This is a genomic window from Roseofilum reptotaenium CS-1145 (assembly GCF_028330985.1).
In the GTDB taxonomy this organism is placed as follows: Bacteria; Cyanobacteriota; Cyanobacteriia; order Cyanobacteriales; family Desertifilaceae; genus Roseofilum; species Roseofilum reptotaenium.
Genome location: NZ_JAQMUE010000075.1, coordinates 36,896 through 63,711 on the forward strand (window position 1 = coordinate 36,896; position 26,816 = coordinate 63,711).

Consider the following 26,816-nt stretch of genomic DNA (forward strand, 5'->3'; position numbering starts at 1 on the left):
CATGGTTAAAGTTTTAATTCCTACCCCTCTACAAAAATACACCAAGGATGAGGCAACCGTAGAAGTACAAGCAGCAACAGTTGCCGAACTTCTTGACGCTTTAGAAACAAAATGCCCAGGGATTAAACCCCGTATCTGCGACGACTCTGGAAAACCTCGCCGCTTCTTAAATATTTATGTGAAGGAAGAAGACATTCGCTTCTTAGATGGCACAGCAACACCACTCAACGAAGGGGATGAAGTAAGCATTGTCCCCGCAGTTGCTGGTGGCTAATCTTCTTCTGATCTCACGTGCATGAACTCAACTCCATTTTCCACAGCCTAAAAAGCTGTGGTTTTTTTATATAGGGTTTGCTGAACAAGTGATCTATGGAGGCTCAGGAACAGGAAACGATATGTATAGCAGAAAAGGAGTTGGTTCGGACAGTTAGATGATGGTTTAAGGCAATAGGCAACAGGCAATAGGCAACAGGCAATAAGCAATAGGCAATAGAAAATGTCCTAACTCTCCTTTTCTCTACTATACGAAACGGTCACGGTGTACTCTAGAACAGCACTTCGCAGTCTATAGCAAGGCGAGATGGCATTCTCCTGTATTACCGATTGCCTATTGCCTAGCGCGAAGCATAATCTTCAAACCCTTATAGGCAAAGCTTTTTAGCTAAAGCGATAGAGCCATACAAAAATTTTTTTGCCATAACCCTTGACATTCTTGTATTATGCTGTGTAGTATAGTGAATGTAGAGAGCAAGGAAGTCAGATGTGTCCCACCTGAACCCTTGCTGTTGAACCTTGAAAACTGAATAACCGAAATTTTTCTTTAAGGGTTTGTTAATGACTGTTTAGGAGTCAAAACAGTGTTCCTATTGTATCAACGACTGTCGAAAACAGTCAAAAAAGATCCACCGAATCAATCAAACTCTCCGGCTCGAACAAGCAAGCCATCGGAGGGTTTACAAACCAAAACTCAACTTATATCCATCTATTTTTTAGAACGTCGATTTCTTTTGTAATCCCCAAAGGAGGTGTCAAGATGGTACATATTCGATTTGAAGGACGCTCCTATGATGTGACTGAAACCCAACTAGAAATTAACGGTAGTATGAATGATACAGTCCTCAAGGATCGAATTGCACGTCATCTTGAAGTTGGAGTTTATCGCTTAAATGACTATGTTATCGATCGCCGCCCTAGTGGTGACATTATTATCCGTCCTGAAGCGGTTTATGGGTAAAGTTTAAATCTTCTCAACTCCTGAACCGCAGGCTTTGGACAATCTACTCCCAAACAAGAATCGCCAGAGGTGAACCATGAAAGCACCAAACTGTAACGAAATTTGTCCCTGGGTTCGCAATACCCAAAACCTAGATCACTACGTTTGCCTCAAGTGCGGTCAGGAGCGTTTCTTAAACGAAATCCAATCGAATAAACCGCCATTAGGGTTACTGGTTCTGATGCTAATGGCGATCGTTCTAACGATCTTTGTTCAAGAAGGAAAAACCCCCGAACAACCAGCACCCCAACTGGACGCACTCAGCACCCCTTGAAAAACAAGATTTAGAGGGATATAACTGTACCGTACCCCAACAGGTTCAGCATACATAAATGGTGTCTCTTAAAAAGACAATGTGGGTTCGATTCCCACCATCCGCCCTTCATCTTGGCGGATGTCGCTCAATTGGTAGAGCAACAAAACAAATATTGCTGAGTTGACTTGTACGGTACAGTTTTGAGGAATAAATTCGCACCGCGCCCTAACTCAAAAAGCTTACATATTAGCTCATTGGTAGAGCATTCGACTCTTAATCGACTGGTAGCAGGTTCAAATCCTGTATATGTGCCCCAACGCTTTTTGTGACTTGCGCGGTGTGCTCTTCATTCCTTCCCATTTTTCTTTCCTCCTCCCCTATTTACAGGGTTACAAAATATAAAAATTATCATTTCGCGCCCCGACTCATCAAGCTTACATATTAGCCAAATGGAAAAAGGCGCTTGATTTAGGCTCAAGAACATGCGGGTTCGATTCCCGTGTATGACCCAACAGCTTGTTGAACTTGCGCGAAATGACCTTTTTTTTAAGCGCTGTGCGCTGGTAATCGGTAAAGCGGTTTTACCTTACAAATCATTATTAATTGTTTAATTACAATCGCGCCCCAACTTAAATCGCCTACATACTCTCCACCAACTAAACCGGTGCGTACTTGGAGTTGTACGCTGCGAGCCTGAACCGATATTAGCAGGCATAAAAAGCGATTTTAACTTGTGCGGTAATGTTATTCTTAGAAACCCGGTTTCTAGCGACAAGTTTATACGAATTATCTATAAAAGTTTGTCTTATATGTCTAGGAGATGAACCATGGTAAACGTGAAAAATGCAGAGCAAGATCTGCGTTTGGAGATGCTGAACTCCTTGCTCACCACTCCCCACCGGAAATTGCAAGAAGTGGCTGAACTCCATGACCTTTTAGTTCAACTTGACCCAATTTTTTATGGCCACTTGGCCGTATGGTATCAGCACAATGGGGATGTGCGCGACCATAAAGAAGTGTTTGTGGGTTCTTTGCTCACCAGCCAACTTCCCGAACACCGTAGTGCTGGCTTTGTGATGTTGCAACAGTTCCCTCCTTACCAAGTGGCGCGGATTGTGGACTTTATGAAGCAATTTCAAAAGAAAGTGCCCCGGTGTGCGCGGACGGCAGTGACTCGCTATCTGCGGAAGCGGGAAGGCAACCCGAAACAATTCGATCGCGCCGCTCTGCGAGGTCGCAAAGCGATGAAGCATCTCTATGCTACATTGCACATTAAGCCCAATGAACGGGCGAATGCGGTGTTGTTTAAGGACAATCCGCCAGATGATAGTTTGGCGTTTGCCCTGAAGCAAGTGGCAAAGGCGGCAACTCCCACAGAGCAAGCACAACTGATTGTTAAGCATGGCATTCCCTATACCATTGCCATTGGTGCGGTAAAACAAGTTACCCCGACGGTGTTGGTGGCGCTGATTCATGCCATGTCTCCTCAAGAGACGATCAATAACCTGAACTCTCTGAAACAACGGGGAGCCATGAATCACCCAGAGGTGAAGGCGCTGATTGATGAGAAGCTCGAAGCGGCTCAAAAGGCGAATCGGGTTTCGGCACTGAAGGCGCAGGTGGCATCGGATGCTACGGAACTGGATGGGGAAACTGTGGAGAAGCTGGAGGCGATCGCCAACACCCAAGTGAAAAAGCGGGGCAGCATTGTTAAACCGACGGCTTTACTTGTGGACAAATCCGGCTCTATGCATCGCGCGATCGCAGTCGGTAAGCAGCTTGCCGCCTTGATTTCCGGCATTACCACCGCCGATTTGTTTGTTTACGCTTTTGATACCGTACCCTATGCGGTCAAAGCGCAAGGTAAAGAACTCACCGACTGGGAAAAAGCCTTTAAGCACATTAACGCTGGAGGTGGAACCAGTATCGGCTGTGCGGTGGAAGCCATGCGGCGCAACCGTCACCGGGTAGAACAAATCATCCTGGTCACTGACGAAGGTGAAAACAGCCATCCCTACTTTGTAGATGCTTTAGATGCCTATCGTCGAACCCTGGAGATTCTCCCCAATGTAATCATTATGCGCGTGAACTCTAGCTATGATTTCGTAGAAGCGCAGTTGAAGAAAAAGCAGTTTCCTGTAGAAACCTTTAACTTCAAAGGGGACTACTACTCCTTGCCGAACTTGGTTCCCCTGTTGTCTCGTCCCTCTCGGTTAGAGCTGTTGATGGAAATCCTTGAAACCGCTCTACCGGTACGTCAAGACTAATCGGAAAACCTCCTCATTCACTGGGGAGGTTTTTTTATGCCATTGTGAGTTTTTGTAAAATTTAAATCCTGTTCGTTAAATCACTATGATACGGTAGTGAATAACGAGAGAGCATTTTTAAATGATTTTCAACTGTGTGCCCCTTCTCGATTTTGATTCACCTCACTTATAGCGCTTTGCGCTGTAACGGATTACAGTATTATTAAGATTAAATCAAGGATTAATAGATATGCCACTTAAATTAAAAACCAAAAAACCTATATTAATAGACTCTGAAGGTTACGCCTCTGGGAAAATAATAGCGATAGAGTTTAGACTTAACACAAAAAGGTATAACCCTTTAGAAGGTGTAGAATACGAAACCGGCGATCGTTATAATTGGTTAGTGAAAACTACAACAAAGAGTTTGAGTTTCCGTAGGAATCTAGACTTTTTTACGCAAACAAGAATAGACCATAAAAAACATACATACACTGACTCATGTAATTATAATAAAGAGAGAGAAGACTATAATGAATTAACAAGGGTTTTACTTAATTCAGGGGCGTTTCCCGAAGAATTTTTATTTTCTGAATTGATCGATATAGCGACTATTAAATATGATTCATATGGATTTGAGTACAAGGAAGAGATAGACTTTTATAGGTTGAATAAAGATTTAATAGGAAGGCGTATTAAATTTCAACTTTATGATTGTTTAAACCCCAAAATAAAAACCTACTCAATTAAGCTAGACGAGCGCTACGATAACCCGACCATAATACTCCATAAAAAGTCTTATTCAATGGGAAAATTAGTCAGCGATCGCTTACCTCATGAGTCACCTCAACGCACTGAAGACGATATCAAGAATTTACAACTACTCACCTTCGGTGTAGACTCAGAAAATCTCAAACGACAGGAAACTCAAATGAACCCCCAAGCTAAAGAACGTAAAAAAACCATCAAAGCAATACAAAAGCGGGAAGACTATAAAGAATTAATCAAGCATACCCCACTTAATAAATTGGAGTATCACCAGGTTGACGGATACTATCCTTTTAATGAGTTTAAGGATGATTTTTTGTTTTATTATTACACCCAAAGCAAAGGCATTATAGATTATGCAACTTCGTTAGCGAATGAGGATATAATATCTCTGCGGTTGGGTATTGATAGTATCATCGCTACTGACTGTAAGTTCCTCTGGCTTAAGGATGAACTACTATCCGCATTTAGGCAAACCTCAATACCACCATTAGCGGAAATAAAAGAGGTTGTGCCCATTATTTGTCTTTTTCCTCCACTTGATTCATTTTATGAGTACCGCATCCGCTATATTAAAATCTTGACTACTAAGCTCAATAAAACAAATTACGCTCGACTTTATGATAAAGAAAGAGTTCATTTATTTCCCGACCCGATACCACCAAGCGATCTACAAAAAGATGTATTGGCAACTACGATTAGAATCTACACCACGACTTACGACTTCTTTACTACATTTCGAGTAATTGATGGGGTCTTACATAAGAACAATAACCAAATAGAAACGGGTGTATACTACGAAGAAAAAGATAAAGCGTTTATTAACTCAGTCAATGATATATTTTTTAATCTTTTGCTTTATCTATCTACTAAGCCAGAGCTAATTGAAGCGCCACTAAAAATCTCCACTAAAGCAGGCGGGAAAGGGTTTGGCAAGACGCAAAAACGCTTGTTTGATCCTCAAGTTATCGGCTCCGATTACCGTCAAGTTTACGATTACGAAGCCCCACCAGACGTATACGATATCACAGAAAGACACCCTACACCCCGTACCCACTGGAGGATGGGACACTGGAAAAGAGTAGCTTACGGCAAGGACAGAACAGAGAGACGCTGGCAGTGGATCAAGCCCGTTCTTGTCAATCCTGGCGCTTACCCCTCTCAAGATCGATTGTTTTGAGACATTATGGCAACCATCACCTTAGAAGTTCCCGATGCACTCGTTCCCCATCTTAATGCTTTAGGCGATCGCCACTAACACAGCAATAACATAGCCTCTGAGGTAAACCATGAATGCACAATTGATGATCCAACCCTCCTCTTTTATTGATGCTGGTATTCAAATTAAGCCAGTTCGAGGGTTATTCTTATTCAAATTTAGTGAAGACCTGCAAGAGCGACTGGAGGGCCTGAACGAAAAACAGCGAGAGTCACAGCTATCACCCGATGAAGCAGTAGAATTGACTGGAATGTTGGAACTAGACCGAATTTTCACGCTGCTTAATGCAAAAATTATTGCTGAGTACGAATAAATATGGCAATTTCAAAAGAGATTCGGCAACAGGTTCGAGAACGAGCTAAATACCTGTGTGAATACTGCCATTCCTCTGAAGAAGCCAGTGCAGCACGGTTTGAAATCGATCACATCCAACCGCGATCGCGTGGAGGGGCAGATACATTTGAAAATTTGGCTTTGGCTTGTCAGCGATGTAATGGCTACCGTTACAATTTCACAGAAGGGACTGACCCAGAATCTCAAATTTCTACTCAGTTGTTTAACCCACGGCTGCATCAGTGGAATGAGCATTTTGTTTGGCAGAAAGGCGGTCTAGTAATTCGAGGCAAGACTTCCATGGGGCGTGCAACGTGCGATCGGTTAGATTTGAATGACCAAGAGCATAATGATGGGGCAATTGTTAAAGCCCGTCGTTTTTGGATTCGGGGCGGTTGGCATCCACCATCAGATGACACCATTGAATCCTGACGAACTCGTTCCCCATATCAATGCTTTAGGCGATCGCCTTCCCACTGTACTACAACAAAGCTTACAAGCCCCACTCCCCAACCACGTCTATCACTACATCCTCAACTTCCTTTCATTGAGGCGAACAGAGTTGGGGACGATCTCTGAGGTTCATGGTAGGATTAGGGAAACTATCTCAATTCCCCTTAAAGTGTTGAAAAGTGTAATACCATTTCTCTATGATACTGCGCTTAATGAAATGCTCCAGACCGTTTCTTCTAGAGAAATTATTAGTTGCAAGATTAAAGAGAAAGAGCCTGTCCATTGAGATTATGGTCGATCAAAAAAATCATGCTTTAACTTCACGTTTGGCTTTGGCTGCTCGCAGTTTTTCCCATGCTGCTTCAGTTCCGAGTTTCGGGGGCATGGCAGCAATTTTCGCAATCAGATCCCGATTTTTTTCTTCATAATATAGACGCAGTTCTTCCGCTTCCTTAAGAACTTGCTGATATTCCGCTTCCACCAGAGCGCAATTTTCTTCAATGTACGTTAAAGCGCTGTTTATTTGTGCTTCTGTTAGGTCAAATAATCCCCGGATAAACTTAGACGGATATTGAGCAGTCACATAGTCCATGATATCGTAGATCGTGATCCGTGTTCCGGCGATGGTCAGTCCTCGTTCTGTACGGATAATCCCAGTTTGTTCATCGGATGGGTTGGTCATGATTTTTTCCAAAAAATCTAGTGCCTGAAGGTCAATTTCATTCTATCCCTTTATTCGTCTGCAAACTCTGCCTCTATCATTCGCTGTACCACTTCCAGTAAAAGTAAGCATGAGCCAAAATATCGCGCAAGCCAGCAATTTTACGCCATTAAGCTTCTGGATGTTGCGATCGCATTTCTTCAGGAATATTTTTGACCGCTTCTCCGATAATCTCCAAATTCCGTACCACCGCATCATAGGTGCGTTCATCGGTTGGGAACTCTTCAAACGTCATTCCTTGGCTGTATCGCTTGACTTTAGCACAAGACGTGAGGATATCTTCCAAGTACAGACGCACACTACGCGACATAAATTGCCTCCTGTTCTACCGTAGAACGAATCAGAGGTTTGAGCATTACTCTACTCACCAAATCTACTCGCGTTCCTAAACGATCTTCCAGATAAAACTTGACATCCATATAGCGATCGAAGCTCACCAATCCATCAAATTCTACTAAAATATCCACATCACTATCCGGTGTGGCTTCATCCCTAGCAACAGAGCCAAATATCGCCAGCGAAGTTACGCCAAACTCTTTTAAGGCTTGCTGGTGTTGTGCCAAAATCCCTAATACTTTGTCACGGATAATCCCAGTGGGTTTGTTGGATGGGTTGGTCATGATTTTGTCAAAAAAACATGATGGCTAAAAATCAATTATAGCCCTTCTTCCTTGGGACAGGTTATCAATATAGAAATTCCTCAAGTTATCGAAAATGATTAGTGAATTAGATCGAGTTGTTTTAACCACAGATTTACCAGAGTATTATTTCAAAACTGGCGATATTGGCACGGTGCTGTTAGTCCATCAAGAAGGTTTGGGCTATGAAGTAGAATTTATCACCATCACCGGAAAACCGCTTGCGATCGTTTCTTTGTTTAATTCTCAAGTTCGGGCGATCGGTGACAGAGAAATTGCCCAAGCACGAGTTTTGACCTAATTATTCATTTATATTTTAAACCAACAAATTAAGCTGTGGCAAATTCGGTGAAATGCCGTTTGCTAGGATGATGGAACCCTAAAACAATATCATTTTGAGGAATGCCCGCAGCGAGTAAATCATCGACAATGCAGAAATTCGTTACGTCTTGTTCCACCCAAACTTTGCTATCTTTAATTTTCAAATAGATAATGATATGCTGCACTAGCTTTTCAGCCTGCCAGCCAAAGCGAAACCAAAGATATTCATCTCTAATTTCATCTAAAGCTAGGCGATCGCTGACTTCACATTCAGGATTTTTCTGAACTTGATGGATCTTCATACCATAATATTCGGTCAAAATTCGTTTTATGATCGAGCGGTAATTTTCCAAGTCAGCCATTTGACCAGTTCCTCCTTCACTGTATCTACTACCATTAAAAAAACTCGATTATCTTTAATCACTGCTTGCACAGATTTTCTTTGAAAAAAATCTTCATAGATCAGACGATCAATCGCTAAATACAATGTATTGTCCCAATGCCCCATGAAAGTCATACATTAGGGATTTTCCCACAAAACTTTTGACTTCAACAACTATTTTTTTGCCTTCTCGTTCTGCGGCAATTGGTTTTTCGGCTGCTAGATCCGCATAAAGTTCAGCATCTTCATATTTGATGAAGTAAGGATCAGCGGTAATGAGCCAACCTTCTTTAATTAAGGCGTTCTTGACCGCATCATGATAAATGTCTTTGGCAGGCATAGTGTAAGGGAATCCATAGTAATTTTAGTTTACACTACATAGGGTAGTTTCAGTGTGGCGATCGCTAATTTACCCGCACCCGAATTAAAACCTCCTCATTCACTGGGGAGGTTTTTTGGGGCCATTGCGATCTTTTGTAAAATTTAAATCTTGTTCGTTAAATCACCGTGATAAAGTAGTGGCTGAAGAATTCAGCTAGTCCAAGCTACAATCATGCAAGAATTTGGTTTAACTCTACCCCAAACCCAACTCATGTATAGCTTAGAATACAATTTGGTACTCACGGATATTAAACTAGAGGAACATAACCACAAAAAGCTGTTAAAGATTACTTGGCTGGAAAAATGGCGAGATTCCATGAATCTCATCCTGCAAAACCAGCAACTGAGTAACCCCTCTACAGAAGTTGTAGAATTAATAACTAATTTCGACCACCTGAAAGTCAAGGCTAGAGAACAAGCCCAAGAAGTTGAACCTAAATTTTCACTCTATTTGATTTTATTAGAATCAACTCTATTTGTCCCTTATTATCCTATCCTCGGAGAGGCTAGAGATGGACAGTTTAAGGGTTTGAAGTTTGCGAATCCAAACCTGATTGAAGATAAGCTTAAATCCTTTGCCCAACTGTTTAATCTAGATTCCCAATGTATTAAACGCTTTCAATCTCATCACAAAGAAGCGCTTGACGGGATTAAGGGAGGATTTAATCCATGGATTACCGGCACAGTCGGAGCGGTGTTTTTAGCCGCAGTTGCTGCATTGGGAACGCCTATTATTGCTGGTATTCTTGCCCCCATTATTGCCCCTGGTTTGTCAGGAGCGGCGGCAGTTTCTTCGGTATTGGCATTTTTAGGTGGAGGGGCGATCGCCGCCGGAGGCTTCGGAATGGCAGGTGGTGCTGCTGTTATTGCCGGTGGTGGAGCCATCTTGGGCGCAGGTTCAGGAGTAGGCTTGGGGTCATTATTTGCCCAATCTCCCACCACTGCGATTAATGAAGCCGCCAAATTAGAAGTGGTAATGAAAGAGCTAATTTTTATCCAGAAAGATATCCGGTTAGCTCAAGAAATCATCAAAGAACAACGGCAAGGCATTCGCGCCCTAGAAGATGAACGAGATGAATTAATGTACAATAAGCAAGCGAATGAGGAGAAAATCAAGAAATTAGAAGAAGCCTTAGATTACTTGAAACGAGCCTTACAGCGCAACCAAGATTTGTTGTGATTCTATGACTTCAATCCATAGGATTTGCAATTAAGTGATTACCGATTCCCAGCGCATAGCCCTATGTCAGACTTATTTAACTTCAAAGATGATTTTTCTGTATCCCATCAGAAAATGTCAGGTATTCATCATGATTTCAATGCTCTTCGCCAGATTCAACAGCAAGAATCAAAACATTTAGAGCGTCTCAAAAAAGACATGCAAGACATCGCCGACATTTTAGGGGTTTCAGTCGATGAAATTTCATCCAACAATTCTCCCAAGTCTCCCCCTCTTAAGTCTGCCAGTTGGGACGATCAATTTTTCCTCAATAATCCTCTGGTTACCCTGGAAGAGCGGGCTAAACAAGAGGTATTGAAAAAACCAAATTTATTACCGCCCCTGTCTCAATTAGATTATGCAGTGGTGGGGATAACCGGTTTGGTAGCGACGCTCCTAGATTTCTTCGTGGTAGCCATTCCCAAAGATATCAATTATTTGGGAAAATATCAGCAAAAAGGTAGTCAATTTACTCGATGGTTGAGAACGTTGGGAATGGACAATGGAAAGTTACACCCATTTCTGAAATGGTGTGAAAAAGTCTGTAAGGTTCCCTATGATAAAAGTATTAGCTCCGATATTCCCGGATTAACGCCAAAAAACCATCGCTTACTGAGTTTAGGTCATGACCCCCTATTCGGGTTAATTTTTGGCATGTTTGATATCTTAAATGGTTCCCTGACGGCGTTTGATGTCCAAGGAAACCTAAAAGTTATTAAAACCTGGAATAGGGTTGGGGAAAATAAAATTTTTGCTCCCTTAATTTGGTTGGGGCATATTGTTTCAGATCTGTGTACATCGATGGGAGTTCCAATTCCCGGATGGGGGTTTACTCAGCTCTTGCAATTTGGCTCAATTGGCCCCAAGAATATGAGAATCGCCCAAACGGCCAACTGGATGTATGTGAATGGCTATGAATTGCGCCATTTATTGACCCTTTCGATGCCTGTGGCGGCGATCGATCTGGTGATTCGCAGCTATCATTATTTTTCCATCCTGAAGCCAGAACCCTCTGAATTAAAGGCTTCTATGGGTTATGGAGAAATAGAGAAGATTCAAGCCAACCTGAAGTTAAATAAAATGTTGCTGCTCTCACGGGCGATCGCCGTCAGTGGGAATGGGTTAAAAGTCTTCACCTATACCGGAAATCCCTTAGCAGTGAACCTCACTCAATGGCTGTTCCTGATTAAAGATAGCGTAGCCGTAGTTCAAGGGATGATGCGCGATAAGGCTCCCGAACAGCTCGTCAGAAATCGTCAGCAAATTAATCTCACTTGGCAGGATATTCTGGGGTAATCGAGTCCTGATGAATTGGACTTGAGATCCTCACCATTTTCATCCCTTTCTCCTGAGCCGACAAGACAGAGAAAGCTTCAAAAGCAAATATCTCATCTAAGCCTGTCCGATCAACTCTCAGTCTGCATAAATGAAGGCAATCTCAGCATCGGGGAGGAGGTAAAGTCTCTCACGGCTGTTGCTATTTCCTTTCTTCGAGAGTATCCACCACAACACGGGAACGATCATCATCGGCGATCGAATTCTCCTCAAGTATTTACCAACAAGTCATTCAATCAACCAAGTCATTCAATCAAGGTCAAAATTAAATGAATACAGATAAGTGAAAACTTTCAAATTCTAAAATTAGATATTCACTCTATGGGCACTTTTTTGAAAGGTTGAGTATACTGGGGAAGGGAAAGCCACAATTCCAAAATTTTTCCTTGGTTCTCCTTCAGGAAATTCGCTTAAATCTGACCATTAAATTTAGGGGCTAATTCTGATGTCAATCCAGCCGCGAAAATCTTCAATTTTTCGGTTTTATCAACGCGTTCCCTTACAGGTCTTTCTGATTTCAGCCTTTGTCATCCCCATTGTAACCGCCGTTGGTTTGGTAGCATGGATCTCTTTTGAACACAGCCGTCAAGCTGTTAACGAAGTGGCTACTCAATTGCGAAACGAACTCAGTCTTCGCATTGAAAAAGAGGTAGAAACTTTTTTGAAAACACCTCATCTCATTAATAATCTCAATGCCGATGCTATTAATCAAGGCTATATTGATGAAGAACAACAGCCCATTGATACCTCTCCTCGAGCTTGGCTTTACTTTAAGCAGCAGCTCAAACAGTTCCCCTACATTACTGCCGTTTATTATGCTAATAATAAGGGAGAATACATGGACTATCACTGGGGAGCGAATAATGATTTGCGGTTGGGGATATTCGGGCAATCGACAGGCTCAACCTATGAAGTCCATATGACTGATAGCGAAGGAAAACCTATAAAACGGCTGAGTAAAACTAGCGATGATTACGATTATCGAGAACAGCTATGGTACAAAGATCAAATTACCGCAGGCAAAACGAATTGGACACCAGTCTATAAATGGATTGATTCTCAGACCATTAATATTGACTTGGGGACTCCGGTTTATCAAGCCAATGGAGAAATCAAAGGAATTGTTGGTAGCTCTTTTTCTTTAGAACGGATCAGTCAGTTCCTGTCTAGTTTGGAAATTGGCGAATCCGGTCAGACTTTCATTATTGAAAGAAATGGGGCTTTTATCGCTACATCAACTTTAGAACCCTCTATTCAGAAAGGAATAAAGGAAGGATCTCCGCTTTTAACGTTAGAAGATCCGAGCGAAGGACCTTACAGTAGAATTACAGCAACTCAAAGCAAAAATATTTTAACTCGAAAGACGGCTAACTTTTTACTCGAAACCTTTGGTAATTTCGATAATATTACAAGCGGATGGCAATTGGAATTCGAGCTAGAAGGCGATCGCCAGTTTGTTCAAGTCACGCCAGTTCAAGATGAAGGGGGTATTGATTGGCTGATTGTTTTGGTTGTTCCCGAAGCTGCCTTTATGGGACGCGTTAACGATAATGCTCGCAATGCGGTTTTCCTTTGCATTGCCGCTTCTGTCAGCGTGGCGATCCTAGGCATTTTTTCTGCCCGCCGAATTGCTCAACCCATTCTTAAACTGAATGCAGCAGCAAAAGATATTGCCAGAGGAGAATGGGATAAAACAGTCAAGATCGATCGCACCGATGAAATCGGAGAACTGGCCAAATCTTTTAACCAAATGTCGGCACAACTGAAAGAATCTTTTACGACCTTACAAAAACGAGTCGCCGAACGCACTGCCCAATTAGAAGTTGCCAAAGAAAAAGCTGAAGTTGCCAACCAAGCCAAAAGTACCTTTATTGCCAATATGAGCCATGAGTTGCGCTCTCCTCTGAATGCTATTTTGGGATTTACTCAAATCTTAACTCGCTCTCAAACGCTCTCTGGCGAGCAACAACAAAGTATCGGCATTATCAACCGCAGTGGCGAACACTTGCTAAATTTAATTAATAACGTTCTCGATCTCTCAAAAATTGAGGCAGGGCGTATTTATCTCAATCAGGCGCTCTCACCCGAATTACAACAGCGACTGCGTCAAGCTACCCTCACGGGTAACAAGCAGAAAATGGCTGAAGTGATTTGCGCTATTGCTGAAAACAATCCCGATTTTTCTGAGGCGATCGCGATCTGTTTCCATAATTTTGAATATGATAGAATTCTAAGTCTAATTCCCCAATAGTACAGTGAAGCAGGATTGTAAGGCCGAACGACCGATCGCGGCTAGAGTCTTCCTGAACGAATCGTACATTTGAATCGACTATAGTATACTTAATTGACGTGATTAGAGAATTCCATGAATGAAGCCAAGCAACCTTCCCTGAAGATCGCCGTGGTAGGAGATGTACACGATCAATGGGAAAGTGCCGATGCACAAGCACTACATGCTTTAGGAGTGGATTTAGTATTATTTGTGGGTGACTTTGGCAATGAGTCAATTCCGGTGGTGGAGGAGATCGCCGCGTTAGACTTACCGAAGGCGATCGTTTTAGGAAACCATGATTGTTGGTATACTGCCTCTCCTTGGGGTCGGAAGAAATGTCCCTACAATCGTCAGTTAGAAGACCGGGTAAGCGACCAGCTCAAGTTACTCGGCGATACCCATGTGGGGTTTGGTTATCTCAATTTTCCCCAATTTCAGCTCAGTGTTGTGGGCGCTCGGCCCTTTAGTTGGGGTGGCCCCGTCTGGCAGAATGGAGGCTTTTATCAAGAGCGTTATGGTGTGAATAGCTTTATGGAATCTGCGGATAAAATTATCGCGGCTGCCCAGAAAACCGCCTATGAGACAGTCATTTTTATGGGTCATTGTGGCCCCCAAGGTCTTGGAGATCAACCAGAAGATATTTGTGGCAAAGATTGGAATCCTTTGGGGGGAGACTTTGGCGAGCCGGATTTTCGAGCAGCGATCTTGGGAACTCGAGAGCAGGGAAAACAGATTCCCTTGGTGACGTTTGGCCATATGCATCACCGTCTGCGCCACACCAAAGCACAATTAAGAGAGGCGATCGCTCAAGATAATCAAGGTACAATTTATCTTAATGCAGCTAGAGTCCCCCGGATTATCACCACTGCAACCGGGAAATCCCGCAACTTCTCCCTCGTTACCCTAGAAAACCAAACGGTTACCCAAGCGAGCTTAGTGTGGGTCAATCACCAGTTCAAAATAGAAAGTGAAGAAATTCTCTATACATACCGCCCATCTGCTGCCCAAATAGGCTATACTAATAGACTGTGACTGGAGAGGTGGCAGAGTGGTCGAATGCGCTCGACTTGAAATCGAGTGGGCGTTAACAGCGTCCCGGGGGTTCGAATCCCCCCCTCTCCGTTCCCTTGTCGGTTGAGTGAATCAGGTTTGCCCTCTTATGACTTCTACGATACAAATTGAGCATCAACCGAGCCGCGAATACCTGGATCAACTGGGAATCTGGGATTGGCCAATTTGGACAAAAGAAGTCTCTGAGTTTCCCTGGACTTATGACTGCTCAGAAACCTGTTACTTACTTACCGGCCAAGTCATCGTCACTCCCGATGGCGGAGAACCGGTCAAATTTGGTGAAGGGGATTTAGTTACGTTTCCCGCTGGACTCTCCTGTAGCTGGAACATTCTTCAACCGGTTCGCAAACATTATTCCATGGATTAATCCTTATTCTCTGACTGGTGCAAGCAGTCTACGGATGATGACCAAGAGCCAATAAAACATCCAGATACCGATCCAATTCGCCATCAGATCGATCAAGCTATAACTGCGGGCTGGAGAAAAAATCTGTAAGGTTTCATCAATGAGCGAAAAGATGGTGACTAAAATTGGCCCTAGGGGAAGAGATATTTTTCCCAGTTGAATCATCCGTTGTCCCAGGGCTTGATGGCTTAGAATTCCAGCAGTACCAATGAGAAATAAATGCCCGAATTTATCGTAATCGGCTACACGGGCAGGAATCCAGCGTAAATAAGCAGCTAGGGATATGAGCAACAATACGCCGAAATAGATCCAGAAGGCAATGATCCATCGGCGATCGGCTTTTTTAGGAGTAGGCGTTCTCATAAGGGAGCAGTAATGAGTCGGTCTGTATACAGACGCTCAATAGCGCGATCGCAGTTCCCTAAATTGTTCTGGTTTTTATTTTATCCTTGACGGTTAATTTCTTCTAAGAGCCACTCTTCTACAGGTTCTCCATCTTTGCGTTCAACGTGAATGGCGATCGCATAAACCTCAGCCGATCCCGGAGGTGCTGGAATTTGCTCAAACTCTATATTGTAGTCGTTGGGGTCTTGGTTATGCTCCTTGAGCCAATCATTCACTTTAATTTGGGCAAACAACGATTGTCCATCCTGGAACATACGGGTAATTTGCATTTGCAAGGTATAGGGAGTAAAACGGGGCATAGGCTAGTAATAAGGGATAAGAAAATAGGGGGATAGAATGCATCCTTATTCTGATTGTTGCAGAATTAAGGGTAAGTTGTCCTTGCCTCCACCAATAATAATCACTTTGCTGTTTTCAGATTCAGCTAATTTTTGCGTCGCTTCAATGGACTTAAGCTGTATAATTTGTGGCGTTAACCCTTGAGCCAGCAGTTTTTGGGCATCGGCAATGCCTTGGGCTTCTATTCGTTGTCTTTCTGCTTCTTTTTGCGCTTTTTCGATCTCAAATTCAATCTCTTGGCGCTCTTTTTCATTAATAAATTCCTGGCGCTCGCTTTCTTGTTGGGCAGCTAGTTTTTCCTGAATCGCCGCTTGAATGGAGTCAGGAAGGGTGACATTTCTGAGCAGAGCTTGATCGACGGTGAAGCCTAACGGTTGTAGTTGACTAATCAAAGAGTCTTGTAGCGTTTGGGCAATCTCTTGGCGCTTTTCTCCATAAATTTCACGGGCTTCATAACGGGCAGAAATTTCTCGAATCAGCGATCGAAAGCGAGAGATGATGATTTCGGTCTCATCTGTGCCAATATTTTCATAAACGTTGGCAACTTGTTGAGGGTCAAGTTTATATTGTAAACTGACATCCATACTTAGATTTAGACCTTCTTTTGAGGTTGCACTTACTGTTTCTTTAATGTCTTTGAGGCGAGTAGAAAACGTTGTGATTTTGGCCATAGGATTGGTCAAGTGTACGCCAGGTTTCAGGGGCTTTTCTTGAACTTTTCCAAGGATTTCGACAACAGCGACTTTACCCGTTGACATCACAACCAAGCATTGGGATAAAGTCGCCAAAAAACCAATTACACCAATCAGAAGAGAGATGACTCTGATTTGACGTTGGCGATGTTCGGGAATAGCATCAATAGAGGTACTGCCTAAGGCGATCGCCAACGCTAACAATGACGTGAGGAGATAGGGAATAAACATGATTGTTGCGAAGATCAGTACCTTTATAGGGTAGTTCAGGGTCGTTAACCTCTAGGGCAAAGGTAAAGAAAAGTTCACTATCTGTTATCTTGTGAAAAGAATACCTCAGTTCTCTTAAACTTCCCTTAAAACAACTCCCATGACATTTCCCTTACCCAACTTGTTAGTTCCTGAACGAGCGGTTTCCGTAAATGAATTCACCCGATATTTACAAATGCGCTTAGAAGGAGATGAACGCCTTCAGCAAATTTGGGTTACGGGTGAAGTGTCAAGTGCTAGCCAATATAGCAGCGGATTATTTTTCACGCTACAAGATCCGGAAGTAAAAGCAAGTCTCAATTGTGTGGTGTGGAATAATGCCTTATCTCGACTGATGACTCAACCGACTGCGGGGGCTAAAATTGTGGTACTGGGAACCCTGCGGATTTATCCCCCTAGAGGACAATATCAATTAATGGTCTATCAGGTGCTTCCGGGAGGGGAAGGTTTACAAGCCCTTCGATATCGACAATTGCGCGATCGCCTAGCGGCTGAAGGCTATTTTGACCCCGATCGCAAACAACCCATTCCGTCCCATCCAAACATTGTGGCCGTAATTACCTCACGTCAAGCCGCCGCCTGGGGGGATATTCAACGCACTCTCAAGCGCCGTTATCCTGGGTTGCATGTCCTCTTTTGTCCAGCTCTGGTACAAGGCGAACAATCCCCCAGTTCTATTGTCAGAGCCATTCAACAGGTAGAAAGTGATGGTCGGGCTGAAGTAATTATTCTAGCCAGAGGGGGAGGAGCGACGGAAGATTTAGCCGCGTTTAATGATGAGCGAGTGGTTAAGGCGATCGCCGAGTGTCCCATTCCCATTATTTCCGGTATCGGTCATCAGAGGGATGAATCCCTCGCCGACTTAGCTGCCGATCTCTATGTCCATACCCCTACCGCTGCGGCCAATCGAGCTGTCCCAGAACTCTCTACCCTCTTGAATGAACATGAAGACCGTTGTCTAGCGCTGATCGACGTTGCTCACACCTACTTCAACCAACATCAGCATCAACTTAATCTCTTGCGAAACCGCCTCTATCGTCTGCAACTCGATCGCCAAATTACACAGGAAGAACAAACCTTAGACTGGAAGCGCCGTCAATTAATCCAACTCAGTCTACAAGCACTACAACAACAAACTCAAAAATGTGACTATTTGCGCCAAAAACTGTCTACTCTCGATCCTCATAATGTCTTGAAACGGGGATATGCTTTAGTCCGCAGCGAAAACGGAGAAATTGTGCGCTCTGTAAGTTCCCTAAAGTCAGACCAAGAACTATCAATTGGATTGGGTCAAGGTCAAGTGAAGGTCAAAATTGTAGAAATTCTCCCTTGATCATTCTGTAATTCCTGATTGAACAAGGTACTGCATAATAGAGGAAACTACTGTATAGTGATGGTCTGTTCTATGGAGTACAGCTTGGAGCCTTAGATCTAACCCATACAAGCTTTTGCTGATTGCTATTCGTGCCTATTCCTAGAGTGCAAAATGCTCTATGTAGCGAAAGAGAAGAGGAATGTATTCCTGATTACCTACTGGAAGCAACTGAGAGGCCTAAGCTATTTCTATGAGCAACAACCGATAGGGGTACAGTTATAACCACCCACGTCCTAATCATCTCCTGTTCCCTATCCATCGTTCACTAGACCCTCACTCGTTCAGGTTTATTATGCCTAAATCCTCCAAGAATAACTCTACACCTCAATCGGATTGGAATTATGAAGAAACCGTTGCCCAAGTTGAAGCTATTATTAACCAAATGGAAGCGGGAGATATGGACTTAGCGGAAGTCTTCAATCAATTTACTCGGGCTGTAGAATATCTTAAAGAGTGTGAGAGCTTTCTCGCGCACAAGCGATCGCAAATGGATTTGATGATCGAAACCTTAAGTGAAGATCCAGACTTCTAATCGCTTCGCTTGCTTTTCGATATCCCTCGGATCAACAGCAAATTAGCATTCAACGCCTGCCTATAATCTTCTGCTGCTCCTTGATAATCGCCCAGTTTCATCAAATAATCGCCGCGATTATAATACGCTTGTGCAAACTGAGGATTCAATGCCAGGGCATAATTAAAATCAGCTAAGGCTTTAAAAACCTCATTTTGAGCGGCATAAACTAATCCTCGGTTATTATAGGCGGCCGCTAACTCAGGATTCAATTCAATGGCGCGGTTAAAATCCTGTAGTGCTTCTGACTCCTGCTGCAATTCCCAATACACGGCTCCTCGACTCAGATACCCTTTTGCTGATTCGGGATCTAATTGGATTACCCGCTCAAAATCAGCTAACGCTTGATTCCACTGTTTGAGTTTGCGGTAAGTATTCCCTCGATTGTAATAACTTCTCACATACTCAGGATTCAGGGTAATCGCCCGATCGAAATCCGCGATCGCCTCCTGATAATCTCCTAGATTATAGCGACTTAAGCCTCGGTTATTATATCCTTTGGCGTAATCAGGGGCTAATTGGAGAACCCGATCAAAACATTCAAAAGCATTTTGGCGATCGCCCATTCGAGCAACTACGACACCATGGTTGAGTAACTGTTTCGCCTGCATCAGGTTAGATCCGATATTCATAGGGTTAATAGAGTAAGACTGAGCCAGAACAAAATGAACCCCAAGAGTCTAGAGTTTCGTTCTATTCAAACCCAGTCCCCCAATGTGGAATTCACTTATAGCGCTACGCGCTGATCGTGGGTAATCGGTAACCCGCAAACCGGCTTTTCCTTCAAAAGACCCCATTTTTAAGGTTTTTCGGGAAAGTTTTTGCGTGAATTTACAGTTACAATAACCCATTTTCCTGAGTATTGCATCCGTAGGGAGTTGAGAGTTAAAACTCAGTGTCTATTGCTATTACTGATTACCTAATTTAAGCAATCGAACCTCGCTTACGGGCTTCTTTATAAGATGTACCAATATTTTTCAGACCTGCCTTAATCATCTGCTGTTCCAACAAGAGGAAAAACCGATGGCGATCGCCTCCCCGCACCACCGCTTGATTATGAGCTTCGGATAAGGCGATCGGATAACCATAGCCTTTCGCTACTTGAGCGAGGGTGAAACTTAATGCTTGCTCTAATAATTGGGCATCTTCAACCACCCATTGGGGAAATTCCACACGGGCAATTTCTTTCCCCACATGCAGGTAACAAAAATACACTACTTGTTCTCGATACTGCTCTAAAATTCGTGCCGAAGACCTCCATAACCCACTGCGCTGTCCCGGTTTTAGCCAACCTCCCAAGACTGAACTATCTCGCAAGGGATGTAAAACTTGACAGGGTGCCTTATCTGTTTGCCCACCACAGTGAGCCATACAATTGGGTTCGGGATGAGGACAGTGGGCAAGACGCAGAAAGTTAAGTGCTTCTCCACTGCGAGACGAACTCAAATAACCGACAAGGGGAATACGATGATGTTGGAGGGTTTCCCAAGCGTCTAGAATCGGGGGTAAAAGGCGATCGCGTGCCCCACCCGGTAATGGCTCTAAATGCCAATAAATTAAAGAACCATCCACCATGGCTAGGGCGGGCAACTGTTCGTCTAATTCTCCTTGCGTTTCAGTAGCCACTCTTACCCCTAATTCCGCCAATACCACTGCCTCTGATACCGTACGCTGATACGCCATCCATTCATCCGTGCGAATTCCCCATTGGCGAGAGACATAGAGATCTTCTTGACGATAAAAGGCTTCAGGGAGACTATCGAGAATTGCAGCCCGATTTTGACCATAATAAAAAACGACTCGTCCCGTATTAATCAGATAACAATAGGCAATTTCATGGTGGGAGGGAGCCATCTGGGAACCGTCGGTAGAGATAACGGTATGGACTTGAGGCGCATTTTGAATATCCACTACCGTATCTAAGGGTTCAATGGGAAAGGCGGCATTAAATCCAAAATGATTCGACCATTGCTCATAGGAAGAGATTAACTCATCTAGGCGATCGCTCGCTTGAGCTAAGGTTTCTCTAGCGCGGTTCAGCCGTTTCTGGGTAGCGGTGGCTTCATCTTGCAGATGTTGGCTGATGCCTTCCATCTGACGGGCGAGTTTATTAAAATCGAGCATAATCAGGCACTCTAGCAATAGGTTATAGCCAATGGTTTAAACGTTGGCTGAACGTGTCTAGGGATAGAGAATGAATGCGAGGATGGCTGCTGGCGGCTTGTTTTTCGGCGGCTGTATTGTAGCCCCAGGTGGCGAGGAAGAGTTCCACGGAGGTTAATTGGGGATGTTGAGTAACAGACAGGAGAGTTTTCCAGCGATCTTCGATAAACCAAATCCGTTTTTCTGAGGGATGGAATGTGAGTAAGGTTTCGGTTTTGGGGCGTTTGATACTTTTGCCGATAATGCGATCGCCAGGAAAGTTAATGTCCTCCATTTCTAGTAGTTCCTGGACAAATCTGGCTTCTTTGGTGGTAATAATCACCAACTCTAAATCCAGGTTAGCCAGGAGCGATCGCAGTTGAGGGACAATACCGGGATAAAATCGATGCAGGGATAACCAGTCTGAGCGGTTGGTTTGGATCTGGCGATCGCGCCTACCATCGACTCGATCCATAATTTCCCCAGCCTTGAGTCCATCTCTAGTAATAATTTGATCGCAGATCCCGCGCCAATTCGCTAAAATCTCCTCCTCTGACGGTCCTTCAACCATGGCTCGAATCAATACCGGCATTTCCCAACCGGTTTCAATTACTGGGCGCAGGCGATAGAATTGTTCTGCCATCGCTGGTGGGGGTGTCGTCTCGTCTACTGCCCATACCTGAGTATAAGTTTGCCAAGCAGTTTGAAAATACTCGACCAATCCATCACAGAGTACACCATCAAAATCTAAGGCTAGAACCTCTGGAATATCCATAATTTTTGCTGGCTATAACACTATAGGCAAGGATAGCAGGCGATCGCCACTCTCAACAGATTGAAGCATCCTCATTGGATGGCTTACCTGTAACCGTCAATACTGTAAATCCGCCCCACTTCAACGGTGCTAAAGCAACTCCATAAATTCGTCAACGGTTAAATCGGTATCTCGGATAATTTTCCGTAATAATCCTTTGCCTAATGTTTTTCCGGAATGGACTGGAACGGTTATCCTTCTCTCTTGTTCATCTTGTAGGCGAACATGACTTCCTTTTTGTCGGATGATTTCAAATCCAATTTTTCCTAGGGCGCTAATGGCTTGCTCGCCGGTAATTGCTGGTAGTTTGGACATTTATTAAACCACAACTTTCTGTATACCAACAAATTCTGTTAATCGATCGTATTGTTCACTTTCCAGACAGAGTGAGATCGCCTCTTTGATGTTAGTCATAAGTTCATCAAGGCTTTCGCCTTGGCTGTAGCATCCTTGGAGTTGAGGGACTTCACCGATGTAGTAACCGTCTTCATCTCGTTCGATGAGAACATAATACTCTTGGGGTTGGGATGGCATGTTTGTAATCCTCTTAACTTAACCGTACAAAGCCTTTGCTCAAGTCTCATCAACCGGGTTATTAGGTTCTGAGTCATTCGTCTGTGTCTCTGCACTCTCGGGAATTGAATCTTGCAGTTGTTTGAGTTCCCTTGGAGAAACCATCCCCATTAAGACTTGCTTCAACTCTAATTTCTTATCCTTATTTAAGGATGTTTTACTCAAGGTGACCACAGAATCAGCCATCCCTTCTTGAGGAGCCAGTTGCAGATAAACTTCTAGACTAGGAATAGGAATATCCAGATGAGTATTAATTAACTCCCCGGCTTTGACATAATTATTGCTGTCCAGGAAACCCATAAACGCTTCTGAGCGATCGTCAGCTACGTTGCCGACTCGCTGTGGATTACCATACCAGCGATCGCTACTTTCACAAAAGGGTTCCTTTGCTGCCCGAAATCCGGCTGCGGTACTAACTCCCGCAATGACGCTTAATTCCAGAGCGCGATAAATCCACATACCTATTCCGCTCACTGGAATACCGCCACTGCTCGATCTCGATAGTTCCATGCCTCGTTGGGCAGTAAATTGTAAATACCCGATAAAGCCGGCTTGCCCAGTTTCCTCGATTAAGATAATGTCAATGGCTGATTGCAGAAGGTCTTCTTCAGTTACTCCTTCTTCACTTTCAGCGAGTGCTGTTTGCAGATCTTCGCTATAGGCTTGTCGTAATTCTCCAGCTACAGCTCTCTGAAAAGTCCAGTAATCAAAAACATGCATGGCACCATAGATGGATATACCCGTCAATGCCCCAGATAAGGCTGCGATCGCCGGATTTCTGACTTTACCCTTTTTTACGGCCATATGAGTTGCGCCACCTCCCAACAATCCCATACCCAGGGGAAACAGAATGATCAAATACAAGAAATTACCGATAAAACTCGTAATCCCACCAACAACACCACCGGTTATGACAGTGGCGAGCGCTATCCATTGATAGCCAGAAATTGGCACAATATTGCTTGATTTATAGGGTTTCATAGTCGAAGAAGTTAGATATAGCGCTAGATAATAGGTAATGGAAATCCTGACATAGATCGTCTAACTTCATGACAGATCTTCATATATTTTTCATATGTCGCCGATACGAAACGGTAACGCGATCGCTTCCTATCGGATATAGCAGAGAAAGAGTCGGTTAGGACCCTAGTTCAATACTGAAACCTAGCCCTCATCACCTATTTCCTAGCGAACAGTGCTATAATATGCGATCGCACCGCCGGCATAATGCGGCACGATCGTGAATGGCATCGCTTGAGAGACTTTGCCATTCACGATCGGATTTATGAAGTTAAACTGGGGTGCTAGGATTCGAACCGTAGAGCCATTTGATAGCTAACGCTGACTCAGTGGCTAGAAGCTTTGCAAAATCTGCCTTGTAGAACCTTGAAAAGGAAATAGGCAGAAAATAGGCAGATGTCTGACAATTACACTAAACAGGCATGGTCTTTGGTGAATGAGTATTTTCACTCTAACCAAATTGACCCGTCCAAATTGGTAGACCATGAGCTAGTGCGCTACTACCTCAAAGCTTGCCAGAAGTCAACCCCAAAGGGTGTCTCTATCAGCAGGCAGGGGAATCGACTATATCTCCGGTTCAAAACAGCTACCAAGGCAACAACAGCTAATAATGGTTGCAATGAATCTTTTACCCGCGATGGGTGTATCAACGCTCTGGCGAAAGCTTTGGCAGTTTTTGACAAGCTCAAAGAGGCTAAAGCAGAGTCGGAGTTTTGGGAATGGTACGAGTCGGAAATTAAGGGGACTAAAACTCTGGTTGATGATTGCCTAACCATCGGGGATGCCATTGAGATTGTGAAGAAAAACTACCTCTCTGGCTATGATAAATGTGGTAGGGATAGGAGTGATAAAAAGCTTAGGACTAATACCCTAGCAAATTATCAAGTCACTTACGGCATTTACCACCAAAAGCTCAATCCTAAGCTTAGACTTACTGGTGAAAATATCATTCCTGAGATTACTAGAAACTGGTTTGATTTATTCTCAATTGCTGGTACTCAGACTCTCTGCTCTAAAGGTTTTAAGAATGCCTATACTGGTGTTCTTAAGCTTCTCAGGGATACCAAACTAACCGCAGAGCTAGATAAGGTGACAAGTTACTTCGGGACTCTTAAAGTAGTTCGTAAAACTGAAGAACAAACTATTGACCTTGAGGCTTTTCTGGACTTTAGGGCTAGAGTACTAGGGCTGAATGGTTATGAGCTGACTAAGGCTCAGTGGCGTAACATTGAGTCCCGTAGGTCATGGTTTAAGACATTTTGTATTAACCTAATCTATGGACTCCGTGCGTCTGAGTTTAAAGCTATTCGGAATCTTGATGAACCAGCAACGATTGATGGTTACACCTTTAAAGCACTCCATGACCCAACTAATGATGAGAATATCGTCATCATTGGGGATGGATTTTGGGTGACTGACACCAGTGGTAAGCGGCACTATATTACAGTGAAAACCGGTAACCGTATTGCCCGTCCCATGACTCACCCAGATTACCCTAATCTGATTGAAGTGTTGGGGATAAAAGACCCAGAGGTTGAATTACCTAAGTGTACCCCAAGCACTAACGGTAACCCAGAATCCATCAAGGACATTTATCGAAACAGGATGAGGAATCAACTAGCCGATTATGTCAAGCAAGTAGGAGGTCAAGGTTTCACTCAAACTCATGCCCTACGCCACCTGGCTAATTACCATGGGAAGCTTGCCGGATTAACTCGCGACCAACGCGCTCTGTCTCTGGGACATTCCCAAACCATGAATGATAAATACGACAAGCACCAAACTACCAGGAACCAAGTCAATCTTCTGATGGCTGACATTTCTGAGAAATCAGAGAACCAAAGGCTAAAGGATGAACTCACCCAAGCTCAGGAGACCATTAAATTCCTAGAGGAAACCATTCTCTTCCTGAAGAAGGAAAACGCCAGACTCAATGAACTCCTGGGAGGAAATGATAACCTCCCTAGGATTGGAAGCTAGTTCAACAGTTTTTTTGCCCGGAGTAAAAACTTCTTCCCTTCTGCAAAGCTTTCACCTTTATACCCCAGTTCTTTTTCCCTAGGAGAAAAAGGGGTGTAATTCCCCACCTTTCTTTTGTCGTAAGACATAACTAAAATCACAGTAGATGAATAACAAAAAGAATGCTCCAGGAAAACCCTGGAGCATTTTTCTTTTGCCTGGACTGAAAGTACCAGGCAAAAGAACTTCCCTTTAGCTTTTGCCGATCGCTTAATGGGCAGCTTACGCTTTCATTGTCAGGAATTAGTCCAGATTTTATCTAGAGTTTTTCCATTCCAGTTGCTAACTGTAACGATCGCCGTACATTCATGGCTCTGATAGCAACTGCGTAACTGCTATCACCCGGTGAATCACCCGGTGATGAGAAATGCGTCTAACTTCACATTCAGACGCAACTGCTGCCACACAGTGAATCACTGTGTGATGAGGAATGGACGCGAAAGGGACAAGTAACAAGATAAGTTGGATTTATTTCTAATAGCAACTAACATAAATTTCCCTAAGTAATATACTTTGTATTACCTAAATCACTGCAACCCTTATTCTGTAAGGATTCCTTGCAAAAAGGGACTTCCTGTACAAGAGGTCATTCTAGGGTATATAACTACTGTACACCCCCAAAATGAGCCGCTATGAGCATGTCCTGAGTAGTACGGGGCAAGGGAGTGCCCCTAAGGGATAAACTTTGAGCCAATGTCTCTCATTCTGGTATCATCTTCAGTCTATTTAAATCGCTGTAAGACGACTGTACAGTAGTTATGAAAGACTTTGGTGGAGTGGCAGTTACTGCGATCGCCAGGCAATGCACCCCAGTTGCCGTCAAATGACCAATAAAAAGACCGCTTCATAGCGGTCAGGGGGAAACAGCAAGCAGCCTAGTCTTCATAATCTTTGAACAAGTCGCAATACTCATCAAAAGTGATACCTAGGATTTCGCAGAGCTTTCTAATTTGCTTGGAGTTTAATGATGGCTCTACATTTCTCCCTACCCAACGTTGGTAGGTACTTTCTCCAACACCAATTTCTTTGGCAAGTTTTTTCTGCGTAAGTTCTTTCTTCTTTTTCCTCAACTTCTCTAGTGGGTAGACATCATCCCATTCAGGAGGAGCAAATAATAACTTTCTGCGTTCTGATTTTTGACTCATGATTCAACTAATGGATTTTTGTTTCTGGGTATCGTAGATAGATATTTTTATATGCTTACCATAGGTGAACTAGTATCGACCTAACAATTAGGTGTGTTACAATAGAGGTATCGGTAACCAAGCCCTCCTGGCTCAGAGCCTACAAGCCTTATTATCG

The 26,816-nt window shown here is 43.5% G+C and carries 30 protein-coding genes, 3 tRNA genes and 1 pseudogene; 19 read left to right on the forward strand and 15 right to left on the reverse strand.

Features of this window, described 5'->3' with window-relative positions:
- The first annotated feature begins 1 nt into the window (after position 1).
- From PN466_RS13565 to PN466_RS13605, 9 genes are all read left to right on the forward strand, one after another.
- Positions 2 to 274 carry a MoaD/ThiS family protein gene (locus tag PN466_RS13565; RefSeq protein ID WP_278003090.1) on the forward strand — a complete coding sequence of 91 codons (273 nt, stop codon included), beginning with the start codon at positions 2 to 4 and terminating at the stop codon, positions 272 to 274.
- A 759-nt stretch (positions 275 to 1,033) separates the two neighbouring features.
- Positions 1,034 to 1,234 (forward strand): hypothetical protein, encoded by a 201-nt coding sequence (locus tag PN466_RS13570; protein ID WP_271940176.1) that lies wholly within the window; start codon positions 1,034 to 1,036, stop codon positions 1,232 to 1,234.
- A gap of 76 nt (positions 1,235 to 1,310) precedes the next feature.
- Positions 1,311 to 1,547 carry a hypothetical protein gene (locus PN466_RS13575; RefSeq protein WP_271940177.1) on the forward strand — a complete coding sequence of 79 codons (237 nt, stop codon included), beginning with the start codon at positions 1,311 to 1,313 and terminating at the stop codon, positions 1,545 to 1,547.
- A gap of 222 nt (positions 1,548 to 1,769) precedes the next feature.
- Positions 1,770 to 1,841, forward strand: a tRNA-Lys gene (locus tag PN466_RS13580).
- Between the two features lie 123 nt (positions 1,842 to 1,964).
- A tRNA-Leu gene (locus PN466_RS13585) sits at positions 1,965 to 2,040 on the forward strand.
- Positions 2,041 to 2,365: 325 nt separating this feature from the next.
- A complete protein-coding gene (locus tag PN466_RS13590; protein ID WP_390890003.1) occupies positions 2,366 to 3,796 on the forward strand; it encodes a vWA domain-containing protein in 1,431 nt (476 codons plus the stop codon).
- 229 nt (positions 3,797 to 4,025) lie between these two features.
- On the forward strand, positions 4,026 to 5,723 hold the full coding sequence (locus PN466_RS13595; protein ID WP_271940179.1) for a hypothetical protein: 1,698 nt from the start codon (positions 4,026 to 4,028) through the stop codon (positions 5,721 to 5,723).
- A gap of 109 nt (positions 5,724 to 5,832) precedes the next feature.
- Entirely contained in the window at positions 5,833 to 6,075 is a 243-nt protein-coding gene (locus tag PN466_RS13600) for a hypothetical protein (RefSeq protein WP_271940180.1), read from the forward strand.
- Positions 6,076 to 6,077: 2 nt separating this feature from the next.
- Positions 6,078 to 6,527, forward strand: coding sequence for an HNH endonuclease (locus tag PN466_RS13605; RefSeq protein ID WP_271940181.1), 450 nt, complete (start codon positions 6,078 to 6,080; stop codon positions 6,525 to 6,527).
- A 328-nt stretch (positions 6,528 to 6,855) separates the two neighbouring features.
- Here PN466_RS13605 and PN466_RS13610 read toward each other — a convergent pair whose 3' ends face one another.
- The 3 genes from PN466_RS13610 to PN466_RS13620 all read right to left on the reverse strand — a co-directional run bounded on the left by PN466_RS13610 (position 6,856) and on the right by PN466_RS13620 (position 7,889).
- Entirely contained in the window at positions 6,856 to 7,230 is a 375-nt protein-coding gene (locus PN466_RS13610) for a DUF433 domain-containing protein (protein WP_271940182.1), read from the reverse strand.
- A gap of 148 nt (positions 7,231 to 7,378) precedes the next feature.
- Complete coding sequence (locus PN466_RS13615) at positions 7,379 to 7,579, reverse strand: HepT-like ribonuclease domain-containing protein (RefSeq protein WP_271940183.1); 201 nt, start codon at positions 7,577 to 7,579, stop codon at positions 7,379 to 7,381.
- Entirely contained in the window at positions 7,569 to 7,889 is a 321-nt protein-coding gene (locus PN466_RS13620) for a nucleotidyltransferase family protein (protein WP_271940184.1), read from the reverse strand. The genes PN466_RS13615 and PN466_RS13620 overlap by 11 nt, the downstream gene beginning before the upstream one ends.
- A 94-nt stretch (positions 7,890 to 7,983) precedes the next feature.
- Between PN466_RS13620 and PN466_RS13625 the strand changes: the two genes are divergently transcribed.
- Complete coding sequence (locus tag PN466_RS13625; protein WP_271940185.1) at positions 7,984 to 8,208, forward strand: DUF4926 domain-containing protein; 225 nt, start codon at positions 7,984 to 7,986, stop codon at positions 8,206 to 8,208.
- A gap of 28 nt (positions 8,209 to 8,236) precedes the next feature.
- Here the strand turns inward: PN466_RS13625 and PN466_RS13630 are convergent, their stop codons facing one another.
- Positions 8,237 to 8,590, reverse strand: coding sequence for a XisI protein (locus PN466_RS13630; RefSeq protein WP_271940186.1), 354 nt, complete (start codon positions 8,588 to 8,590; stop codon positions 8,237 to 8,239).
- Positions 8,557 to 8,950: pseudogene (locus tag PN466_RS26345) on the reverse strand (XisH family protein). The gene PN466_RS13630 and the pseudogene PN466_RS26345 overlap by 34 nt, the downstream one beginning before the upstream one ends.
- A 213-nt stretch (positions 8,951 to 9,163) precedes the next feature.
- On the opposite strand from PN466_RS26345, the gene PN466_RS13640 reads away from it, so the two are divergent.
- From PN466_RS13640 to PN466_RS13665, 6 genes are all read left to right on the forward strand, one after another.
- Complete coding sequence (locus PN466_RS13640) at positions 9,164 to 10,171, forward strand: hypothetical protein (protein ID WP_271940187.1); 1,008 nt, start codon at positions 9,164 to 9,166, stop codon at positions 10,169 to 10,171.
- A gap of 63 nt (positions 10,172 to 10,234) precedes the next feature.
- Entirely contained in the window at positions 10,235 to 11,506 is a 1,272-nt protein-coding gene (locus PN466_RS13645; RefSeq protein WP_271940188.1) for a hypothetical protein, read from the forward strand.
- Between the two features lie 484 nt (positions 11,507 to 11,990).
- The gene (locus tag PN466_RS13650; protein WP_271940189.1) at positions 11,991 to 13,796 is read left to right on the forward strand and encodes a PDC sensor domain-containing protein; all 1,806 of its coding nucleotides are present in this window, start codon (positions 11,991 to 11,993) and stop codon (positions 13,794 to 13,796) included.
- Positions 13,797 to 13,910: 114 nt separating this feature from the next.
- Positions 13,911 to 14,849: a TIGR04168 family protein gene (locus PN466_RS13655; RefSeq protein ID WP_271940190.1), complete on the forward strand. Its 939-nt coding sequence runs from the start codon at positions 13,911 to 13,913 to the stop codon at positions 14,847 to 14,849.
- A 2-nt stretch (positions 14,850 to 14,851) separates the two neighbouring features.
- Positions 14,852 to 14,939 (forward strand) — tRNA-Ser (locus PN466_RS13660).
- A 37-nt stretch (positions 14,940 to 14,976) separates the two neighbouring features.
- Entirely contained in the window at positions 14,977 to 15,255 is a 279-nt protein-coding gene (locus PN466_RS13665) for a cupin domain-containing protein (protein WP_271940191.1), read from the forward strand.
- A gap of 3 nt (positions 15,256 to 15,258) precedes the next feature.
- Here the strand turns inward: PN466_RS13665 and PN466_RS13670 are convergent, their stop codons facing one another.
- The 3 genes from PN466_RS13670 to PN466_RS13680 all read right to left on the reverse strand — a co-directional run bounded on the left by PN466_RS13670 (position 15,259) and on the right by PN466_RS13680 (position 16,964).
- A complete protein-coding gene (locus PN466_RS13670) occupies positions 15,259 to 15,657 on the reverse strand; it encodes a VanZ family protein (RefSeq protein WP_271940192.1) in 399 nt (132 codons plus the stop codon).
- A gap of 80 nt (positions 15,658 to 15,737) precedes the next feature.
- Positions 15,738 to 15,998, reverse strand: a complete 261-nt coding sequence (locus PN466_RS13675) for a hypothetical protein (protein WP_271940193.1) — start codon at positions 15,996 to 15,998, stop codon at positions 15,738 to 15,740.
- Between the two features lie 45 nt (positions 15,999 to 16,043).
- Positions 16,044 to 16,964 (reverse strand): prohibitin family protein, encoded by a 921-nt coding sequence (locus PN466_RS13680; RefSeq protein WP_390890004.1) that lies wholly within the window; start codon positions 16,962 to 16,964, stop codon positions 16,044 to 16,046.
- 136 nt (positions 16,965 to 17,100) lie between these two features.
- Between PN466_RS13680 and xseA the strand changes: the two genes are divergently transcribed.
- Both xseA and xseB read left to right on the forward strand, forming a co-directional pair.
- Positions 17,101 to 18,333 (forward strand): exodeoxyribonuclease VII large subunit, encoded by a 1,233-nt coding sequence (gene xseA / locus PN466_RS13685; protein ID WP_271940195.1) that lies wholly within the window; start codon positions 17,101 to 17,103, stop codon positions 18,331 to 18,333.
- A gap of 334 nt (positions 18,334 to 18,667) precedes the next feature.
- Positions 18,668 to 18,907, forward strand: a complete 240-nt coding sequence (gene xseB, locus PN466_RS13690) for an exodeoxyribonuclease VII small subunit (protein WP_271940196.1) — start codon at positions 18,668 to 18,670, stop codon at positions 18,905 to 18,907.
- Here xseB and PN466_RS13695 read toward each other — a convergent pair.
- From PN466_RS13695 to PN466_RS13720, 6 genes are all read right to left on the reverse strand, one after another.
- Positions 18,904 to 19,578 carry a tetratricopeptide repeat protein gene (locus PN466_RS13695; protein ID WP_271940197.1) on the reverse strand — a complete coding sequence of 225 codons (675 nt, stop codon included), beginning with the start codon at positions 19,576 to 19,578 and terminating at the stop codon, positions 18,904 to 18,906. The genes xseB and PN466_RS13695 overlap by 4 nt on opposite strands.
- Positions 19,579 to 19,870: 292 nt before the next feature.
- A complete protein-coding gene (locus PN466_RS13700) occupies positions 19,871 to 21,070 on the reverse strand; it encodes a DNA double-strand break repair nuclease NurA (RefSeq protein ID WP_271940198.1) in 1,200 nt (399 codons plus the stop codon).
- Between the two features lie 22 nt (positions 21,071 to 21,092).
- A complete protein-coding gene (locus PN466_RS13705) occupies positions 21,093 to 21,863 on the reverse strand; it encodes an HAD family hydrolase (RefSeq protein ID WP_271940199.1) in 771 nt (256 codons plus the stop codon).
- A 129-nt stretch (positions 21,864 to 21,992) separates the two neighbouring features.
- A complete protein-coding gene (locus PN466_RS13710; protein WP_271940200.1) occupies positions 21,993 to 22,217 on the reverse strand; it encodes a type II toxin-antitoxin system HicA family toxin in 225 nt (74 codons plus the stop codon).
- Positions 22,218 to 22,220: 3 nt separating this feature from the next.
- On the reverse strand, positions 22,221 to 22,436 hold the full coding sequence (locus PN466_RS13715) for a type II toxin-antitoxin system HicB family antitoxin (protein WP_271940201.1): 216 nt from the start codon (positions 22,434 to 22,436) through the stop codon (positions 22,221 to 22,223).
- A gap of 39 nt (positions 22,437 to 22,475) precedes the next feature.
- A complete protein-coding gene (locus tag PN466_RS13720; RefSeq protein ID WP_271940202.1) occupies positions 22,476 to 23,456 on the reverse strand; it encodes a hypothetical protein in 981 nt (326 codons plus the stop codon).
- 435 nt (positions 23,457 to 23,891) lie between these two features.
- Here PN466_RS13720 and PN466_RS13725 point away from each other — a divergent pair, with 435 nt between their 5' ends.
- A complete protein-coding gene (locus PN466_RS13725; protein WP_271940203.1) occupies positions 23,892 to 25,475 on the forward strand; it encodes a hypothetical protein in 1,584 nt (527 codons plus the stop codon).
- Between the two features lie 914 nt (positions 25,476 to 26,389).
- Here the strand turns inward: PN466_RS13725 and PN466_RS13730 are convergent.
- Positions 26,390 to 26,659 carry a helix-turn-helix domain-containing protein gene (locus PN466_RS13730; protein ID WP_271940204.1) on the reverse strand — a complete coding sequence of 90 codons (270 nt, stop codon included), beginning with the start codon at positions 26,657 to 26,659 and terminating at the stop codon, positions 26,390 to 26,392.
- Positions 26,660 to 26,816 lie beyond the last annotated feature (157 nt).

Coding starts and splice junctions, on each gene's coding strand:
- PN466_RS13600 (WP_271940180.1), top strand. CDS start 5,833: ATGAATGCACAATTGATGATCCAACCCTCCTCTTTTATTGATGCTGGT.
- PN466_RS13620 (WP_271940184.1), bottom strand. CDS start 7,889: ATGACCAACCCATCCAACAAACCCACTGGGATTATCCGTGACAAAGTA.
- PN466_RS13615 (WP_271940183.1), bottom strand. CDS start 7,579: ATGTCGCGTAGTGTGCGTCTGTACTTGGAAGATATCCTCACGTCTTGT.
- PN466_RS13730 (WP_271940204.1), bottom strand. CDS start 26,659: ATGAGTCAAAAATCAGAACGCAGAAAGTTATTATTTGCTCCTCCTGAA.
- PN466_RS13640 (WP_271940187.1), top strand. CDS start 9,164: ATGCAAGAATTTGGTTTAACTCTACCCCAAACCCAACTCATGTATAGC.
- PN466_RS13565 (WP_278003090.1), top strand. CDS start 2: ATGGTTAAAGTTTTAATTCCTACCCCTCTACAAAAATACACCAAGGAT.
- PN466_RS13710 (WP_271940200.1), bottom strand. CDS start 22,217: ATGTCCAAACTACCAGCAATTACCGGCGAGCAAGCCATTAGCGCCCTA.
- PN466_RS13630 (WP_271940186.1), bottom strand. CDS start 8,590: ATGGCTGACTTGGAAAATTACCGCTCGATCATAAAACGAATTTTGACC.
- PN466_RS13570 (WP_271940176.1), top strand. CDS start 1,034: ATGGTACATATTCGATTTGAAGGACGCTCCTATGATGTGACTGAAACC.
- PN466_RS13675 (WP_271940193.1), bottom strand. CDS start 15,998: ATGCCCCGTTTTACTCCCTATACCTTGCAAATGCAAATTACCCGTATG.
- PN466_RS13670 (WP_271940192.1), bottom strand. CDS start 15,657: ATGAGAACGCCTACTCCTAAAAAAGCCGATCGCCGATGGATCATTGCC.
- PN466_RS13575 (WP_271940177.1), top strand. CDS start 1,311: ATGAAAGCACCAAACTGTAACGAAATTTGTCCCTGGGTTCGCAATACC.
- xseB (WP_271940196.1), top strand. CDS start 18,668: ATGCCTAAATCCTCCAAGAATAACTCTACACCTCAATCGGATTGGAAT.
- xseA (WP_271940195.1), top strand. CDS start 17,101: ATGACATTTCCCTTACCCAACTTGTTAGTTCCTGAACGAGCGGTTTCC.
- PN466_RS13695 (WP_271940197.1), bottom strand. CDS start 19,578: ATGAATATCGGATCTAACCTGATGCAGGCGAAACAGTTACTCAACCAT.
- PN466_RS13625 (WP_271940185.1), top strand. CDS start 7,984: ATGATTAGTGAATTAGATCGAGTTGTTTTAACCACAGATTTACCAGAG.
- PN466_RS13725 (WP_271940203.1), top strand. CDS start 23,892: ATGTCTGACAATTACACTAAACAGGCATGGTCTTTGGTGAATGAGTAT.
- PN466_RS13595 (WP_271940179.1), top strand. CDS start 4,026: ATGCCACTTAAATTAAAAACCAAAAAACCTATATTAATAGACTCTGAA.
- PN466_RS13720 (WP_271940202.1), bottom strand. CDS start 23,456: ATGAAACCCTATAAATCAAGCAATATTGTGCCAATTTCTGGCTATCAA.
- PN466_RS13715 (WP_271940201.1), bottom strand. CDS start 22,436: ATGCCATCCCAACCCCAAGAGTATTATGTTCTCATCGAACGAGATGAA.
- PN466_RS13650 (WP_271940189.1), top strand. CDS start 11,991: ATGTCAATCCAGCCGCGAAAATCTTCAATTTTTCGGTTTTATCAACGC.
- PN466_RS13605 (WP_271940181.1), top strand. CDS start 6,078: ATGGCAATTTCAAAAGAGATTCGGCAACAGGTTCGAGAACGAGCTAAA.
- PN466_RS13655 (WP_271940190.1), top strand. CDS start 13,911: ATGAATGAAGCCAAGCAACCTTCCCTGAAGATCGCCGTGGTAGGAGAT.
- PN466_RS13700 (WP_271940198.1), bottom strand. CDS start 21,070: ATGCTCGATTTTAATAAACTCGCCCGTCAGATGGAAGGCATCAGCCAA.
- PN466_RS13705 (WP_271940199.1), bottom strand. CDS start 21,863: ATGGATATTCCAGAGGTTCTAGCCTTAGATTTTGATGGTGTACTCTGT.
- PN466_RS13665 (WP_271940191.1), top strand. CDS start 14,977: ATGACTTCTACGATACAAATTGAGCATCAACCGAGCCGCGAATACCTG.
- PN466_RS13610 (WP_271940182.1), bottom strand. CDS start 7,230: ATGACCAACCCATCCGATGAACAAACTGGGATTATCCGTACAGAACGA.
- PN466_RS13645 (WP_271940188.1), top strand. CDS start 10,235: ATGTCAGACTTATTTAACTTCAAAGATGATTTTTCTGTATCCCATCAG.